At 70.6% G+C, this 16,253-nt stretch carries 18 protein-coding genes and 1 pseudogene; 7 read left to right on the top strand and 12 right to left on the bottom strand.

All coding sequences use genetic code 11. From position 1 onward, the window contains the following. Positions 1 to 42: 42 nt before the first annotated feature. From IMZ11_RS10800 to IMZ11_RS10790, 3 genes are read right to left on the bottom strand one after another with little or no spacing between them, the layout of a single operon-like run. The gene (locus tag IMZ11_RS10800) at positions 43 to 819 is read right to left on the bottom strand and encodes an ABC transporter permease (protein ID WP_228640200.1); all 777 of its coding nucleotides are present in this window, start codon (positions 817 to 819) and stop codon (positions 43 to 45) included. Further along, positions 816 to 2,387, bottom strand: a complete 1,572-nt coding sequence (locus IMZ11_RS10795; protein WP_228640197.1) for an ABC transporter permease subunit — start codon at positions 2,385 to 2,387, stop codon at positions 816 to 818. Before IMZ11_RS10795 ends, IMZ11_RS10800 begins: the two co-directional genes overlap by 4 nt. Further along, a complete protein-coding gene (locus IMZ11_RS10790; protein ID WP_228640195.1) occupies positions 2,384 to 3,340 on the bottom strand; it encodes an ATP-binding cassette domain-containing protein in 957 nt (318 codons plus the stop codon). Before IMZ11_RS10790 ends, IMZ11_RS10795 begins: the two co-directional genes overlap by 4 nt. A gap of 136 nt (positions 3,341 to 3,476) precedes the next feature. On the opposite strand from IMZ11_RS10790, the gene IMZ11_RS10785 reads away from it, so the two are divergent. Continuing rightward, entirely contained in the window at positions 3,477 to 4,760 is a 1,284-nt protein-coding gene (locus tag IMZ11_RS10785; protein ID WP_228640192.1) for a sensor histidine kinase, read from the top strand. Further along, complete coding sequence (locus IMZ11_RS10780) at positions 4,757 to 5,449, top strand: response regulator transcription factor (RefSeq protein ID WP_228640189.1); 693 nt, start codon at positions 4,757 to 4,759, stop codon at positions 5,447 to 5,449. The genes IMZ11_RS10785 and IMZ11_RS10780 overlap by 4 nt, the downstream gene beginning before the upstream one ends. 142 nt (positions 5,450 to 5,591) lie before the next feature. Here IMZ11_RS10780 and IMZ11_RS10775 read toward each other — a convergent pair whose 3' ends face one another. Further along, a complete protein-coding gene (locus IMZ11_RS10775) occupies positions 5,592 to 6,341 on the bottom strand; it encodes a DUF4097 family beta strand repeat-containing protein (protein WP_228640187.1) in 750 nt (249 codons plus the stop codon). A gap of 79 nt (positions 6,342 to 6,420) precedes the next feature. Here IMZ11_RS10775 and IMZ11_RS10770 point away from each other — a divergent pair, with 79 nt between their 5' ends. Further along, positions 6,421 to 7,107, top strand: a complete 687-nt coding sequence (locus IMZ11_RS10770; protein ID WP_228640184.1) for a TetR/AcrR family transcriptional regulator — start codon at positions 6,421 to 6,423, stop codon at positions 7,105 to 7,107. Positions 7,108 to 7,325: 218 nt separating this feature from the next. On the opposite strand, the gene IMZ11_RS10765 is transcribed toward IMZ11_RS10770, so the two are convergent. From IMZ11_RS10765 to IMZ11_RS10750, 4 genes are all read right to left on the bottom strand, one after another. Beyond that, positions 7,326 to 8,045 (bottom strand): TetR/AcrR family transcriptional regulator, encoded by a 720-nt coding sequence (locus IMZ11_RS10765; RefSeq protein ID WP_228640181.1) that lies wholly within the window; start codon positions 8,043 to 8,045, stop codon positions 7,326 to 7,328. A 37-nt stretch (positions 8,046 to 8,082) separates the two neighbouring features. After that, complete coding sequence (locus tag IMZ11_RS10760) at positions 8,083 to 9,294, bottom strand: FAD-dependent monooxygenase (protein ID WP_228640178.1); 1,212 nt, start codon at positions 9,292 to 9,294, stop codon at positions 8,083 to 8,085. Between the two features lie 68 nt (positions 9,295 to 9,362). Then, positions 9,363 to 9,521 carry a hypothetical protein gene (locus IMZ11_RS10755; RefSeq protein WP_228640175.1) on the bottom strand — a complete coding sequence of 53 codons (159 nt, stop codon included), beginning with the start codon at positions 9,519 to 9,521 and terminating at the stop codon, positions 9,363 to 9,365. 5 nt (positions 9,522 to 9,526) lie between these two features. Then, entirely contained in the window at positions 9,527 to 10,720 is a 1,194-nt protein-coding gene (locus tag IMZ11_RS10750; RefSeq protein WP_228640172.1) for a hypothetical protein, read from the bottom strand. 363 nt (positions 10,721 to 11,083) lie between these two features. Here IMZ11_RS10750 and IMZ11_RS10745 point away from each other — a divergent pair, with 363 nt between their 5' ends. The 3 genes from IMZ11_RS10745 (at position 11,084) to IMZ11_RS10735 (ending at position 12,237) form a co-directional block, all read left to right on the top strand. Then, positions 11,084 to 11,515, top strand: coding sequence for a MarR family winged helix-turn-helix transcriptional regulator (locus IMZ11_RS10745; protein WP_228640169.1), 432 nt, complete (start codon positions 11,084 to 11,086; stop codon positions 11,513 to 11,515). Further along, a complete protein-coding gene (locus IMZ11_RS10740; protein ID WP_228640167.1) occupies positions 11,505 to 11,846 on the top strand; it encodes an ester cyclase in 342 nt (113 codons plus the stop codon). The genes IMZ11_RS10745 and IMZ11_RS10740 overlap by 11 nt, the downstream gene beginning before the upstream one ends. Positions 11,847 to 11,910: 64 nt before the next feature. Beyond that, entirely contained in the window at positions 11,911 to 12,237 is a 327-nt protein-coding gene (locus IMZ11_RS10735; RefSeq protein ID WP_228640164.1) for an antibiotic biosynthesis monooxygenase, read from the top strand. Between the two features lie 315 nt (positions 12,238 to 12,552). Here IMZ11_RS10735 and IMZ11_RS10730 read toward each other — a convergent pair. From IMZ11_RS10730 to IMZ11_RS10715, 4 genes and pseudogenes are all read right to left on the bottom strand, one after another. Further along, positions 12,553 to 12,630 (bottom strand): annotated as a pseudogene (locus IMZ11_RS10730) (helix-turn-helix domain-containing protein); the annotation flags it as partial. 3 nt (positions 12,631 to 12,633) lie between these two features. Further along, positions 12,634 to 12,828, bottom strand: coding sequence for a ferredoxin (locus IMZ11_RS10725; RefSeq protein ID WP_061254207.1), 195 nt, complete (start codon positions 12,826 to 12,828; stop codon positions 12,634 to 12,636). A 49-nt stretch (positions 12,829 to 12,877) separates the two neighbouring features. Continuing rightward, positions 12,878 to 14,095, bottom strand: coding sequence for a cytochrome P450 (locus IMZ11_RS10720; RefSeq protein ID WP_228640161.1), 1,218 nt, complete (start codon positions 14,093 to 14,095; stop codon positions 12,878 to 12,880). 149 nt (positions 14,096 to 14,244) lie between these two features. Next, a complete protein-coding gene (locus IMZ11_RS10715) occupies positions 14,245 to 14,916 on the bottom strand; it encodes a TetR/AcrR family transcriptional regulator (protein WP_228640497.1) in 672 nt (223 codons plus the stop codon). Between the two features lie 645 nt (positions 14,917 to 15,561). On the opposite strand from IMZ11_RS10715, the gene IMZ11_RS10710 reads away from it, so the two are divergent. Beyond that, complete coding sequence (locus tag IMZ11_RS10710) at positions 15,562 to 15,819, top strand: potassium-transporting ATPase subunit KdpA (protein ID WP_228640158.1); 258 nt, start codon at positions 15,562 to 15,564, stop codon at positions 15,817 to 15,819. Positions 15,820 to 16,253: the final 434 nt, after the last annotated feature.

Here is a 16,253-nt window from a genome sequence, read left to right as displayed (position 1 = left end):
GAACTCCCGAAAGGGGTGACCCGGACGGCGGAGGCGTGTCGCTCACGCGTCGCGTACGCGTAGCAGCGTTCCCCCGCCCAGGAGAGCCGCGGCGGCCCATGCGGCGAGCACACCGAGACCGGCCCATGGGCTGAGGGGCAGGCTGGAGAGATTCGTGGTCGCCTGGACGGCGAGTCCCGCGTTCATCGGCGAGATCTGCCAGAGCAGCCTCTGCCAGTCCGGGTCGGAAATCATGAAGGGGAGGATCGAGAAGACGTAGAGCAGGACGAACACCACCCCGACGGCCGTCGCCGAGTCCTGTACGGCGGCGGCGACGCCGAGGCTGAGCAAGGCGATCAGCGCGAGGTAGAGGACCGAGCCGACGGCCGCGCGGAGCGTCGGCCCGTCGGACAGGGACAGGAACGGGTGGCCGTGCGCCGGGGTGAAACCGTTGCCGGGCAGGATGAGCCGCCCGGCCAGCACGGACCCGAGCACGGCGACGGCCCCGGCGGCCAAGGTGAGGCCGGTGAGGACGGCCGCCTTGGCGGCCAGTACGGTGACCCGGCGCGGCATCGCCGCCAGGGTGGTGCGGATCATGCCGGTGCCGTACTCACCGGTGATCGCCAGGACGGCCAGGACGGCGACGGCCGCCTGGCCCACCTGAACCCCGATGAGACTGATCTTGGCAGGGTCGTGGTCGCATCCCGCCGCCGGGCAGGACACGGTCGCGGCCGCCGCCGCGCTCGACGCCACGGTCAGCGCGATGACGGCGAGCAGCAGCCGGCCGGTGTCGGCTACGGTGCGCAGCTTCGTCCACTCCGCGCGCAGTTCCCGTCTCATACGTCCCTCCGGCGCAGCATGAAGACGGCCAGGCCGAGAGCGAGCACGGCGTAGCCGCAGAGCACGGCGAAGCCGGCCCACGGCGCCAGCGGATAGTAGCCCGCCTGCGGCGCGTAGTGGCCGATCACCTGCGGGTACTCCGGGATGCTCTGCTGGATCGCGAAACCGGCGGCCGGGGTGAGCCGCAGCAGCCACTGCGCCGCGCCCACGGGCAGGACGGAGGCGGTCGCCAGGATGTGAGGCAGGACGATCGCCGTGATGGCGGCGGTCACCGCCGCGGCGCTGCGCCGGAACAGGGCGCCGAGGGCGAGGGCGAAGACGGCGGTCACGGCGAGCAGCGCAGCGACGCCGACCACGACGCGCGACTCGGTGAGCAGACTCACCGGAAGGACGTAGTTGCCGCCCGCGCGCAGGATCCACGTGCCGAGCGGGACCACGACGCCGGCCCCGGCCAGCCCGGCGACGAAGGTCACCGCGGCGATCACGACGGCCTTCGCCGCCAGCACCCGGCCTCTCCGTGGGCCGGCGAGCAGGCTGGTGCGGATCAGGCCCCGCCGGTGCTCGGCGGTGATGAACACCACCGCCACCACGATCACCACGATCAGGCCGGTCAGCACGCCGGTGAGGGTGCTCTCGATGGTCTGGCCGTCCGCGAGCGGCGCGATGTCGCCGACCCCGGTGACGGTGAAGGTCCCGCCGGACTCGACGACCCCGCCCGGATGATGGGGCGACCCGTCGGGCTCCCGGGTGACCCCGATGTCGTCGCGGCTCCACGCGCCGCCGGACACCTTGCCCTCCAGGCTGACCTGGTCGAAGGCGGCGGTGGCCTCGGCGAAGCGGTTCTGTACGGTGCTCCCGCCGAAATCAGTCTGCTTCACCGTCAGGTCGCCCGGGGATGCGACGAAGAGTCCGACCTGCACCGTGGCCGGCAGCCCGGCCAGCCGGGCGGTGCCGACCTTGGTCCAGTGCGTGCCGTCGGCCGACTCGTAGCCGGTGAGCTCCTCTCCTGAGCGGGTCAGCCGCAGCCAGCGGGGGGAAGCCGCCGAGACACCGCCCGGACGACCGGCCACATCTTCGGTGAAGTTGTGCTGCATCCGCACCCCGTGCCCGCCGGTGATCATCGTCGCGGCATAGGCCGACCCCTGCCGTGTGCCGTCCTTGATCATGACGCCGGCCTTCGCCCACGGTTCGACCCCGGGTACGACTCGCCGCGTCCCCGGGGTGAGGTCGGGCAGGCGGATCTGACCGGTCATGGAGGTAATCCGGACGGTGATGCCGCCGTCGCCGGCCAGCGCCCGGTGCACGAAGTAGAACTTGTCCTCCACCGCCTCACCGCCCGGCCCCACCGGAACGGCGGGGCAGACATCGCTCGGACCGCCGCACGATGTCTGGCTTCCCGACGCGGAGATCAGCCCGAGCAGGACGATGACCAGCGCCGCTGCCATCATGCCGATCAGCCAGCCGCGTACTGTGCGGAACTTGGTCCACTCCGCGCGCACCAGTTGGGCGAAGCCGTCGCGCCCGGTTCGCAGGCCCGAGCGGTAAGGGGTGGCGGTGCCGCTGCTCATCGGGCCGCCTCCTGCCCAGCGGCGGCTCCGGTGGCGGTTCCGGTGGCGGCGCGGAATTCGACCGCGTCCCTGGTGAGATCCATGTACGCCTCCTCAAGCGTCGCGCGATGGGCCGCGACCTCGGAGAACGGCACCGCGTTCGCGTTGAGGAGCGTCACGATGCGCTCTGCCTCCAGTCCGGAGACGGTGATCGTGTCGCGGTCGCCGGCGGCGACGGTGGCGCCGGCGTGCGCCAGCGCCGTCATCGCCTCCGATCGCGCCGTGGTACGCAGCGTGACCCGGCCACTGGAGGCGGTGGCGATCAGATCGGCCACGCTGGTGTCGGCGACGATCCGGCCGCGGCCGACCACCACGAGATGGTCGGCGGTGTCCTGGAGCTCACTCATCAGGTGGCTGGAGATCAGGACGGCGCGGCCCTCCGCGGCCAGCGACCGCAGGAGGCCGCGGATCCACACGATGCCCTCGGGATCCAGGCCGTTGACCGGCTCGTCGAGCATGAGCACCGGTGGATCGCCGAGGAGCGCCGCGGCGATCCCGAGCCGCTGCCGCATCCCCAGCGAGTAGCCACCGGCCTTCCGCCGGGCCGCGGATCGCAGCCCGACCTGCTCGATCACCTCATCGACCCGCTTGGCGGTCAGCCCCTGGGAGTGGGCCAGCCACAGCAGATGATTGCGGCCGGTACGGCTCGGCTGCAGCGCCGCGGCGTCCAACAGCGCCCCGACGTGGCTGAGCGGGTTCCGCAGGCTCGGGTAGGGTCGCCCGCCGACCAGCGCGGTGCCCTCGTCGGCCGCGTCCAGGCCGAGGATCACCCGCATCGTGGTGGACTTGCCCGCGCCGTTGGGGCCGACGAAGCCGGTGACCTGCCCCGGCGTCACGGTGAAGGACATCCCGTCCAGGGCCATGGTCCGGCCGAATCGTTTGCGCAGCCCGATGACTTCGATGGTTGCTTCCACGCCAGGCAGATTAGGTAACGGCGGAACGCGCGGTCGTCACGCCACCGAGCCATCTTCACGGTCGCTGGTGTGAGTGACGTCCCATCCCTCACACGAGGGATGCCAGTACGGTGGCACGGCCGCGACAATGGCCTGCGTGGATCGAACGGATGACCGAAGCGGCGGATGGGCGGCCAGGTGGCGGCGGAGCGCCGCGATTCCCCACGCGCCCGTCGTGGCCGGCGTCCTGCTGGCGGTGCTCGCGCTGACGGAGGCGATCGTGCACGCCCGGAGTACGCCGCTGGCGCGTTCGTTCGGGCATGCCGTGAGCAGACCGGTGGGCGAGACGATCGCGCACGCCGGGACGCCTCCACCGGTCGAGTCCACCGGCGCCGCGCTGTACGTCATGGCGTTCGGCCTGCTCGGCCTGGCCACCACGCTTCCCCTGGCGCTGCTGTGGGCGCAGCCGGCCGCGGCCGCCGTCGTCATCTCCACGACGATGGTGCTGTCGATCACGGCCTTCCAGACGCTGACCGTGGCGGGCCTGGGCGCACAGCTGGTCGCCGGGTACCGGCTCGGCCGCAGCGGCTCGTACCTGCTCGCGGTCCTTCTCGCCGTGCCGTACCCGGTCCTGGCACTCGCCGGTACGGCAGGCGGCGAGGCGCGGGTCCTCACCCTGCTGCTGGCGTCCCTGGCCCCGGCGGCGGCGGTGGCCGGAATCGCGCGGCGCGCGCGCAGTGAGGCGCTGGAGAACACGGCCGCCCGGCAGGTCATCGCCGACAGCCTGCTGGAACACACGGCGCGCGGCGAACGCGCTCGCATCGCCCGGGAACTGCACGATGTCGTCGCCCATCACATTTCCATGGTCTCCGTGCAGGCGGAGACGGCCCGGCTGACCACCCCCGGGATGCCGGCCGCCGGCGCGGAGCGGCTGTCCGCCATCGGCGACACCGCCCGGGCGGCGCTGACCGAGATGCGGCGGCTGCTCGGTGTGCTGCGCGAGGACGCGCAGGCAGACGCGGCGGACCTGCGACCTCAGCCCGGCCTGCGCCTGCGGGAACTCAACGAGTTGCTCGACGAGTCACGGGACGCGTCCGGGACCGGCATCCGCCTCATCCTCAACGGCCCTCCGGTCATGCTCGACCCCGGCGTCGAACTCGCGGCCTACCGCATCGTCCAGGAAGCCCTCACCAACGCCCGGCGCCACGCGCCGGGCGCCGCCGTCGACGTGGAACTGCACTACGCCGGCGACGCCCTGCGGCTGCTCATCCGTGACAACGGGCCCGGCCCGTCCGAGGCCGCATCTGCCGACGGTCACGGGCTGTCCGGCATGCGAGAGCGCGCCGCGGCCGTCGGCGGCAGGCTGCGCACCGGCCCCGCCGCCGGCGGCGGCTTCCTCGTCGAAGCCCGCCTACCCGGAAAGGAGGAGACGGCCGCATGAGCCCGCAGTCCCCTGCCGTCCGGATCGTCGTCGCCGACGATCACCCGGTGGTTCGCACCGGATTCGCCGAACTGCTCGACACCCAGCCGGACTTCACCGTCGTCGGCGCCGCCTCCGACGGTGCCGAGGCGGTACGGCTCTGCCGCGAGCTGGCACCCGACGTCGTCCTCATGGACGTCCGCATGCCGGGCATGGACGGCATCGAAGCCACCCGGCGGCTCGCCGGATCCGCGACGGCCGGGCCGCGCATCCTCATCCTGACCACGTTCGACCTGGACGAGTACGTCTACGACGCGCTTCGCGCCGGAGCCAGCGGGTTCCTGCTCAAGGACGTCACCGCGGAGCGGCTCTTCGACGCGGTACGCGTCATCGCCGCAGGCGAAGCGCTCCTGGCCCCGGCCGTCACCCGCCGCCTGATCAGTGAGTTCGCCCAGCTGCGTCCGAGGCCCGAGGCCACGCCGACGGTCGCGCTCGGCGCGCTCACCCCTCGCGAGACGCAGGTCCTTCGGCTCATCGCCGAGGGCCTGTCCAATCCGGAGATAGCGAGCCGGTTGACGGTCACGGAGGAGACCGTGAAGACACACGTGAGCCGCGTGCTGAGCAAGCTCGGGCTGCGCGACCGGACCCAAGCGGTCGTCACCGCGTACGAGACGGGACTGGTCGTGCCGCGCTCGCGCGGCCCGAGGTAGCCCACGCGCACCCGGCCCATGTGGAGTCGTCTTCTGCCGCATGGGAAGACGGATCGTCGAGCACCCTGGCGATGTGGTGGGGTGAACAGGAAGAGCACGCCGAGGTTCCTGAACCAGTCGATGTCGTTCTTGCGCATGGCGATCAGCTCGCCGGCCCGGCGGGACGTACGGTGATCCGCCCGTTGTCACTCGTGGCGGTGATCACGTGCCGGCTGGTCGCGTCCTCGCGTACGTCGGCGCGTACATCCTCGCCGCCCTTCACCTTGACCTGGTAAGCCGCGTCGGGCACCTCGACCGTGACGGCGCCGTTGTCGGTCCGCACGGCGACCTGGTCGGGAACGGCGGCGAACGCGAGGTGGATCGCGCCGTTCCCGGAGACCGCGTCCACCTGGCCCGACCTGGTGCCCGTGGCACGCACCTCGCCGTTCTCGCTCTCCAGGCTGAGCGGTCCTGAAGCGTCGGCGACGGAGATCGCTCCGTTGTCGGTACGGATCCGCAGCCCGGCGCCGAACCCCGACGCCGAGACCCTCCCGTTGTCTCCTTCGACGGTGAGCGCCGTTCCCGCGGGCACCACGACTTCGTACCGCACGTCGCAGCCGCCGATGAGCGTCACACAGTCAGTGGCCAGCGTGAGCGTGCCGTCTTTGAGGTCCCACGTCGTCTTCGGATCACCGCCGAGCACAGACCATCGGGAGAACCACCGCCTCACCTGGACGTCGGTGACGTCGCCCGGCTTGATGTCCAGGTCGCCGCTGCCCTTGGCGATGCTCAGCCGGTCCTGGGCGAACGCGAAACTCCGTTTCTCCGGCTGTGCCTCGTCCGCCGAAACGCCGCACCCGGCGAGGAGGACCAGCGCCGACGCTGTCAACACGAGGGATCGAGAGGTCGTCAAGAGAGGTCTCCTGGAGAGATGAGAGTGCATGACAAGTACGATACCCAAAGTATTGAGTACCGCGAGTATGCTAATTCCTGTGAGTGACGATCAGACGCCGGGCCCCGCCCGCCGCGTTCCGCGCGAAGAGGTGCGCCGCCGACTGCTGGCCGAGGCGGCGCGGGTGTTCGCCGAGCGCGGCTATGTCGACGCCCGGCTAGAGGACATCGCCCACGCCGCCGGCTTCACCAAAGGCGCCGTCTACTCGAACTTCGGCAGCAAACAGGAGCTGTTCGCGGCCGTCCTCAGCGATGGCGCCGAGATGGAACTGGCCGCCGTGATGACCGAGATCCGCGACACCAGCGCGCTGCCCACGCTGATCGCGCGGGTCTCCTCTCTGGTCACCCGGCGGATCGTCGGGGACACCCGCCGGGGGTACTTCGGCCTGGAGTTCGCGGCCCGCGCCGCCCGCGACGACCGGATCCGGTCGGTGCTCACCCCGATGCGCCGCACGCAGCGGGAAGGGGCGGCCAGGTCGATCGCCGAGGCCGCCGAACGCACCGGCGCCCGCCCGTCCGTCGACCCCGACCTGGCCGCGCTGATCCTGCACTGTCTGACCAACGGCCTGACCAACGAACATCTCGCCGACCCCGAGAAGGTGAACACCGAGACGATCGAGCGAGCCCTGTCCACCGTCCTCTTCTGCCTTCTGCCGCCGGACCGCGACCCGGTTCCGCAACCATCGGAGACGGGCCAGGACGAGCGTCGGAACGGAAAGTCCCGTTAGCCGAGCAGAGTTGCGCGGCTTGCCGTGACTTTCCGTTCGAATGCGCGTAGCGGGCGCGTTTGCCCGTATCGCGCGCCGACGCCGGGGCCGGATTCCCAGCTCGGCTGTGATCGTGAAGCGCTCATGTACGAGGCAATTACCACGTACATGAGCCGAGGCTTACCGATCTTGGCCGACCGGCCGGGTAGCCCCGCCTGGCATGGAGCATGCCCGCGGGTTCATCGCTGGAGGGTCTGACTGCGGTCGATGATGTCCAGGACGGCTTGTCTGGTCTGGCGGAAGACGGCGACGGTGTCACCGGCGGCCACGGTGACGGCCTGCTCGGCGGGTGCGGTCGCGGGTTCGAGGAGGAGTGCCACGGCGTCGGCGAGGATGCCGGCGGGGTCGCTGGCGCTGGGCGGGGCGGAGTCCGGGTCGGTCATGGTGGCGCCGAAGCCGATGAGCAGGGCGTGCATGGCGTAGGACTGGTCGGCCAGCGGGCGGTCGTGGCGGATCAGGCCGTGCCGGCGCAGGATCGGCATGACCGCCTCGCACATCGCGCTGGGCTGTGCGCGATCGAACAGGTCGCGGTCGCCGGCCTGCTCGGTGAGCAGGCGCAGCAGTTCGGTGTCCTTGGCGGCGAGGCGGCGTCCCAGCGGGGAGCGCAGCCCGGTGCGGGTCAGCAGCGGGGCCAGGCGACGCGGCAGGACGGCGGCGGGGTCGGCGGTGATGCGCGCGATGACCTCGTCCAGGAAGGCCAGCAGTTCGCGGGCGAACAGGCCGAGGATGAGGTCCTCCTTGGTGGGCCAGTACAGGTAGACGGTGCCCTTGCCGACCCCGGCCGCTCCGGCGATCTCGCTGACGGTGACCTTGCGCACGCCGTGATCGGCCACCAGTTCGCGCGCGCTGTCGAGGATGCGGGCGGCTTTGCGCGAGTGGTGTTCGATCAGCTGGTCCACCGTGATCGCCTTCCTTGTCGAGATCGTCCGGCTCGGGTCACACGGCGGCGACGTCGAACTGCTTGTTCTCCATGCCTCTACCGGCCATCAGGTTGCGCATGGCCTTGCTGATGAGCGGGGTGTTCATCAGGCGCAGCATCGCGGTGCGCAGCAGCTGCTCCTTGCGGTCGTGCGGCGTGAACAGCGTACGCATCATCAGCGCGCTCTCCTGTTCGGTGGTGATGAACGGCCGCATCCGGGTCTCCCACGCGCGCAGCGCGGCGGGCAGGTCGTCGGGGTGGCGTTCCAGCATGGTGCCCAGGAGCTCGCCACCGGCCATGGCGCTGGAGGCGCCCATACCGGAGTACAGGGTCAGGCACCAGGCGGCATCGCCGACCAGGACGACCCGGCCGTGGTGCCAGCGCGGCATCTTGACCTGGTGCACCGAGTCGAACAGGTGCGCCGGGGCCTGTTCGAACGCGGTGAACATCTGCTCCAGCAAGGGTCCTGGGGGCTGCGGGCCGAAGGCGGCGCGGATGGACTCGATCGCCGGGCGGGTGAATTCGACCTCGATGTCGCTGGTGCGGTAGGAGAACAGCAGGCCCGGCGCGTGGTCGGCGAAGGGGAAGATCCACGCCGAGCGTCCCGGTTCGGCCAGGGATAGGCCCTGGTCATGGGCGATGCCGTCGATCGGGTGGTCCAGGGCGGTTGCGCCGATCATGTAGTTCAGCGGGTGGAGATACTCGTCCGGGCTGAAGGCCAGGCCGCGCACGGTGGAGCGCATGCCGTCGGTACCGATCACCAGGTCGAAGCGCTCGGTGACGGTGGTGTCCGCGGCCGTGTCGTGCAGCGTCACCTCCGCCGCGGTGTCGTCCTGCGTGATGCGGGTGGGCACGGTGGAGTAGCGGATCTCCACATCCGGCGGCAACGCGGAGAACAGGGCCTGCTCCACATCGCCGCGCAGTACCATCCGGGGTTTGCCGGGCAGGCCGGCCGGGCTCATCCCGGGGGCGCGGCGTCCGGCTCGGTTGACCTCGAACGGCAGGCGTTGGGTCGTGCGGTCGCCGATGGCGTCCAGCACGCCCAGCCGCCGGGCCGAGGCGAGGCCGGCGCCGAACAGCATGATGAAGTACCCGCTGGAGCGGCGCCCAGGCGCCCGTTCGATCAGCACCGGCTCCCAGCCGGCTTGCCGTAGCCGCAGCGCGGTGGCGATGCCGGCGATCCCCATCCCGACCACCAGCGCACGGCCACGATCGGCAGCGTTCTTCATGGCCACGTCCCTTCTCTCGTGTGTTATCACCACCATATTCGACCAACTGACCAATCTGGTCATTTTGGTCAGCCATACTCGGAGGCTTCCAGCAGCATCTCGACCGCCGCGGCGAGCGTGGCCGAGTGCTTGGGCGGCTTCGGATGCCGGCGGGCCCGCTCCTTGCCGGCCGCGATGTAGGCCTTGCCGATCAGCTCGGTGGTGACCAGCAGGTCCAGCAACTCCATCCGGATCAGCGCGCCCCGGGGGCCTCGGCCTGGCCCTGATCGCCCGCGTTCGCGTTCCCAGCGGTCCCCTCCTCGTGGTGCCTCGCCCGGAACTCGGCCGCGACCGCGCGCTCGCGTAGCTGCGCCGCCTCCGCCCTGGCCGCGTCGAGTTGCGCCCGGAGATCCTGCATCCGTGCCCGCTCCAGGGCGAGTTCCGCCTGCAGCCGCTCCCGCTCGGCGGCGGCCGTACCGGCCTGGTCCGCGGCCTTGGCCAGCTCCTCGGCCGCGGCACGCGCCTCCGCCCCGGCCCGCGCGGCCTCTGCCTGGGCGCGCGCGGTCTCCGCGGCCGCGAGCGCGCGGGCCGACTCCGCAGCCTCCGCCCGGTCGCGTTCGCCGTCGGCACGGGTGACGGCGCGGTCACGCTCGGCCTCGGCCGCGAGGGACCGTGCGATGGCCGCCGCACTGGCCTGTTCGGCCTCCCTGTGCGCGCGCCGTGCCATCTCCGCCTCGGCGCGGGCGCCGACCGCCTCGGCCTGGGCCCGCTCACGCTCCTGGTTCGCCTGTACGGCGTCCGCCTGCGCCTGCCGTACCTCCGCGGAGGCCCGCTCGGTGTGCTCGGCGAGTTCGTGCAGCGCCTGGTCCCTGGCGGTTTCGGCCAGGTCGGCCCGCTTGCGGGCCTCCTCGGCCGCCTGTCTGGCCACCCGTTCCGTCGTCGCGGCTTCGCGGAGCGCCGCCAGCGCCTGTTCCCTGGCGGTCTCCGCGTCGGCGAACGCGGTGTCACGCTCGGCGTGGGCCTCGTCGGTCCGGCGGCGCGCCTCCTCCGTCTCCTTCCTGGCCTCCTCGGTCGCCTCGTGGGCCAGCCGTACCTGCTCGAACGCCTGCTCCCGCTCGGTGCGGGCGATGGCGACGCGGGTATGCGCCTCGGCCTGGACCGCGCTCAGCCTCGCCTCCACCCCGGCGGGGCTGAGCTCGTCGGCCAGCACCTGTGCGAGCGGTGTGATCGCGGCGGCCAGACCCTTCTCCATGCGCTCGTAGAGATCCTCGGCCCGGGCCAGCGCGCCTTCGAGCCCCGGGGTCGCGCGGCGCAGCTCGCGCTCGCGCTTGGCCGCCGACTGGCAGTCGCCCTCCGCGCAGTATTCCCGGGGTCTCCCCCGGCCGGTCCGCTGCTCGATGGGCATGCCGCAGTGCTTGCACGGCGTCGCCGCCGGAGAGGTCGTCACGGGCGATCACTCTAGCAATTTTTGGATTTCTGGAAATCAATAATCAAAAACAGCGAAATCTTGCGTGTCAGCTCATGTGGATCACTTGGGAGATTGTTAATTCCCGCAAGTAACCGAGAGTCTGCCCGCGCGCACGCCGCGCCAGCCGAGGTGCTGAGTGCAGGCGTTCCGACACTTCAATGAACGATGGTTTCTTGAAGATCGCCCAACCAGGCCGGGATACCCAACCGGCCGAACATCAGCGGTCGGCCCCTTGCCCATGGCCTCATTCGCTGGGTTTGGTCTCGGGATGTTGCGCTCCGCGACCAGCCCAGATTTATTGAAGTCTTCAAGAGTTGAAGATATATAGAGATGGTGCATGACGTGACGCCTGAGGACAGGTTCTTTCGTGAGCTCGGCGGCGCCTGCGCCGAGTTGCGGCAGGCGTTCGCCCGACACGTGGGGATGAGCGCCCACCGAGTGCAGGTGCTGGTCCGGCTGTGGCGTGAGGGTGAGACCAGCCATAGTGAGCTGCGCCAGGCGCTGGGCATCGACGGCGCGAGCGTCACCCGGCTGGTCAAGGACCTGGAGGGCGAAGGGCTGGCCGGCCGTCGCGTGGACCCGTTGGACAACCGCTACACCCTGGCCGCACTGACCCCCGTCGGCGAGCGGGTGGCCGCCGAGCTGGACCGGTCACACCAGGCATACCAGGAACGGCTACTGGACGGCGTCACCACACAGGAGCAGGAGATCGTGCTGCGCGTCCTGTGGCGCGTCCGCGCGAACGTGACCGAACAGGAGAACCATGACCGATGACGTGCGCGCCGTGGCCCGGCGCATGTACGCGGCGTTCAACGCTCACGACCATGCTGCCGCACACGACATCTTCACGGCTGACTTCTACAGCCACCCACTGGGCACCACCGGACCAGACAGTGTCACCCGGGCGTGGCAGCGGTTCCACGAGGTGTTCCCCAATGCCCAGGTCGTCGTCGAGGACATGGTCGTCGAAGGGGACACCGCCGCCGTCCGCACGAGCGTACGCGGCATTCCTGAACAGCAGCCACCGACCATGCTCGAGATCTTCCGGGTGCTGAACGGGCGCATCGCAGAACTGTGGGGCCTATCCTCCCTGCAGCGCTCGTGACGTCCCAGCCTCCCAGGTCGCCGCAGCGGGCATGGGTAGGGCGACCGGGCTACCGTGTTAGCCCATGATGACGATTGAATTGGCTCGTTTCCGGGTTCACGAGGGCGCCGAGGACCGGCTGACGGCTGAGCGGCCCGCGATGGTGGCGGCGTTGCATCGACGGTTCCCGGGGTGTCTGGCGGCGTACCTGACCAAGGGCAACGACGGCGAGTGGCTGGATGTTGTGCTGTGGCGCAGCCGAGCGGAGGCCGAGCAGGCTGCGCGGGAGGTCAACTCGGTGCCGGAGTGCGCAGCCTGGTTCCGTCACATCGCCGAGTCGGGCGGATTGCGGCATGTGGAGGTCGTCGCCGCCTGGACGTCCGAGGGGGCGGCCGACAGCGTGAACGCCTGACGTGACTTCGCCGCCCGGCACGCGCAGCGGCCGTACGTCCTGGCGGTGCAGCCCGGCGGCGCGCCCGCCGGTCGCCACGTGCTGTGGACGTACGCGCATGTGCCGAACGGCTCCCCCAGGGATGTCAGCGACCGGGTCATCGCGCAGGTAGAACTGTTCGCACCCGGATTCCGTGACCTGATCTTCGCCACGCATGTCGTCCCCGCCTCGGAGGCGCAGCAGCACAATCCAACTATGTCGGCGGGGCCATCTCCGGGCGGCGCCACCGCCCTGCGGCAGTTGATGATGCGCCCCCTGCCGCTGGACGAGCTGGTCGGGCAGCAGGAGCTCCAGACTCGGGCGGCGGTGTCCCGACTCCAGCCGGGACAGCGTGCTCTTGGAGATGCCGGTGGCCCCCTACTCCTCGACGCGGATGGCCCGCGCGGGGCACACGGCCGCGGCCTGCCGGACGGCGGCGGCCAGGTCGGCGGGCGGGGTGGGGTCGAGCAGCACCACGACGCCGTCCTCGTCGCGCTGGTCGAACACCTCGCCGACGGCGGACACACACTGCCCGGAGGCGATGCACCTGTCCTGGTCGATGACTATCTTCACGGGTTCCTCTCGCCTTCCGCCGATGGGGATGCCGGGCCGGTGACGTCGGTCACCAGGCCACGGGGAGTTCGTAGACGCCGTAGACCTGGCCGTCGTGCTTGAACGGGATCCGCTCCAGCTCCGTGGCCAGCCGCAGCGTGGGCACGCGCCGGTAGAGCGTGCCGTAGGCGACCTGCAACTCCATGCGGGCCAGCGGCTGGCCCAGGCACTGGTGAACGCCGAAGCCGAAGGCGACGTGACGGCGGGCGTCGCGCCGCAGGTCCAGGCGGTCGGGGTCGGGGAAGGCCGCGGGGTCGCGATTACCGATGTCGTTGGCCAGGATCAGCCCGTCGCCGGCGCGGATGACCTGGCCGCCGATCTCGATGTCCTCCAGGGCGACCCGGCGGCGTCCGCTGTGCGTGATGTTGAGGTAGCGCAGCAGTTCCTCCACCGCCCCGGCGATCAGCTTCGGATCGTCCGTACGGCGGAGCAGGTCGAGTTGGTCGGGGTGCTCCAGCAGGGCGAGCGTACCGAGCGCGATCATGTTCGCCGTGGTCTCGTGTCCGGCGACCAGCAGCAGCACGCCCATTCGGGCGGCCTCCGGCGGGGTCAGCTCGCCGGCCTTGATCCGCTCGGCCAGCCGGGAGAGCAGGTCCTCGCCGGGATGGTCGAGCTTCTGCCCGACCAGGTCGTCCAGGTACCCGACCAGCTGGGCGAACGCGGCGGCGCGCTCCTCGGGGTCGGCCTCACGCCTGATGAGGATCTTGCTGTTGTCCTGGAAGAACTCGTGGTCGGCGTAGGGGACACCGAGCAGCTCGCAGATCACCAGGGACGGCACCGGCAGGGCGAACGCCTCGACCAGGTCCACCGGGTTCGGACCGGCCAGCATGTCGTCGATCAGGCCGTCCACTATCTTCTGCACGGCCGGGCGCAGCGTCTCGATCCGCCGGACGGTGAACGGCGCCTGCACCATGCGGCGCAGCCGGGCGTGCTCGGGATCGTCCATCAGGATGAAGCTGATGGCCGAGCCGTTCATGGACGCGACCGGGGCCGATCTGGGGTAGCCGGAGCGGGTGACGTCGGCGCTGACCCTCGGGTCGGCGAGCAGCGCCCGCTGCTCCTCATAGCGGGTCACCAGCCATGGCGTGCTGCCGTCCCACACCTTGACCTTCGCCAGCGGTCCCTGCTCCTGCAACGCGTGCAGGACCGGCGGCGGGTCGAACGGGCAGCGCGCCGCCCGGGCGCCGGGGAACTGCGGAACCTCGGCCGGATTCACGGTTTCGGTCATCGCTTGCGTCCTTTCACAACGGGTCGGCTCACAAGGGGTCGGCTCACAAGGGGTCGGCACGGAACGAGGCCGGACGGCATGGCTCCGGTCCGCCCGCGACGGCTGAGGGAGCGCTCAGGTGCTCTCGGCTGCCTCGTCCGCGCTGATCTTCATGTCGATACCTGGCCGCTCCGGGGCGTCTCCCCGCCCGGGGTGACGGGCGCCGCCCACAGGCCGGTGATCGCGTCGACCAGGCCGGTCGCGGCGTCGTGCCAGCTGGAGCGGGGGGTCGGCCGTCCCTCGGCGAGGGCGCGCTCGCGCTCGGCGCAGATGTGCACCATCAACTGGCTGGTCATCTCGCGGCGCTCGGCCCGCACCTCGACCGGCAGCCTGGGCAGGCAGGCATTCAGCCCATCGAGGATCTGGAGCAGCGTGGGCGAGGTGAGCGCCTCGATGATCATGATTTCACGCAGCGCGGGGTCGGTCATGACCTGGGCGCCGAAGCGGGCGAACCAGGTGGGGTTCCCCAACGCGGCCAGATGTTCGGTGAGCGGGCGTATCAGGCAGGCCACCCAGTCCCGCACCTCGGTCGAGCCGTCGATCTCGGCCAGCATCCGGCGGCGGACGACCTCCATCCGCTCGGCGTGCCCACGCACGATCGCGCGGACCAGATCCGCCTTCGTCCCGAAGTGGTAGCCGACCGCGGTGTTGTTGCCCTGCCCGGCAGCCTCGCTGACCCGCCGGTTGGAAACGGTGAACACCCCGTGCTCGGCGAACAGCCGCTCCGCCGCCGTGAGGATCTGCTCGCGGGTCGCGCTGACCCGCTCGGCCCGGACCGCCATGGTCACCACCGCTCCCGGACGTCCCGCGGCCCGCCGACGATCAGGCCATCGTCTTCGCTCACCTGGAACCCTCCGGATTTGACTACTTATGTGTGGTAAGTAAATCCAACGAGTCAACTTAAGTCAATCAACTGATTTAAAAATTTTCTCCTGCGCTTCGGAGATTCCCGCCGAACGGCCGCCGTCGCGAGGGATGTCAAGAACGCGTACAGACCCATGCCAAGCCGTAGAGGCTCCGTATCGATCGCCGTCCAGGACGGGAGTCGGCCGGAGAGTGGAACTGTCCGGTCCGGGTTCGCCGTCGAGCGGCTTGACCGCCGCGCGCCCGGCCTGTCGTCAGCCGGGGTATGTACCTCGCGTCACGACGCCGCGTGCGACGTCAGAAGCGCTTCCATCCGCTGACCGGACGGCGGAGCGCCGCGGCAGCACATGATCGTTTCGGCGACGAACAAGCGATGTCAGCGATCTCCACCGCGTCCGCGCACGGCCCGGCTCTCCGCGCCTCCGCGTCCTGTCCGGACCCCGGGGGATGACCGGGTGGCCGCAGGTGGCGTTCGTCGTGGTGGTGATCGTCGCCCTGCACGTCCCCCTCGGCGACTACCTGGCCGCGTCTACACCGACGCCCGGCACCAGCGGGTCGAGAGGGTGATCTACCGGCTCTGCGGGGTCGATCCGGACAACGACCAGCGCTGGCCGCACTACCTGGGGGCTCTTCTCGCGTTCTCCGGCGTCGGCGTGCTGCTGCTGTACATCGTTCTGCGGGCGCAGCCGGCGCTCCCGCTGCCCCTCGGCCGCACCGGGCTCTCCCCCGCCGTCGCGTTCAACACCGCCGTCAGCTTCACCACCAACACGAGCTGGCAGATCTACTCCGGGGAGACCACGGTCCGGTCCGCTGCTTCGTAGCGTCGACGGGAAGGACGTCCAGCACCTCAATCAGGGTTCGCCGGGCTTGGAGCAGAGGCCCTACTCGTAGCTGGGTGCCGCCTTTGAAGCTGCCCAACCGTGTGGCCGAGAACCATTCGAACCATTCGGGAACGTTCTGCTGGCCCCCGGTAGCAAGGATGTCCTCGGCGTTTCCGATGAGGTGCAACGCCCGCTTGGTGTTGCCGCATCGGGTTTCACACTCGGCTTCCACGGCGTCCGACCAGGCGAGAAATTCCGCAGGGGGGTTGGCTCGGCGAGCGTAGGTACGAGCGGCGGGCATGCGTTCAGCGGCATCATCTCGTTCTCCTGCCCATCCTGGGATGAAGGCGGCATGGGCGAGGCTGGCGCCGGGTAGCCGGGAGGAATCGCACCTCCCGGCCCCCACAGATCCGTACGTGACCGTCTCCGGTCAT

The sequence above is a fragment of the Microtetraspora sp. AC03309 genome (assembly GCF_020826795.1).
GTDB classification, from domain to species: domain Bacteria; phylum Actinomycetota; class Actinomycetes; order Streptosporangiales; family Streptosporangiaceae; genus Microtetraspora; species Microtetraspora glauca.
Note: the sequence above shows the minus strand (reverse complement) of the source record. Positions and strands in the feature narration are given on the sequence as shown.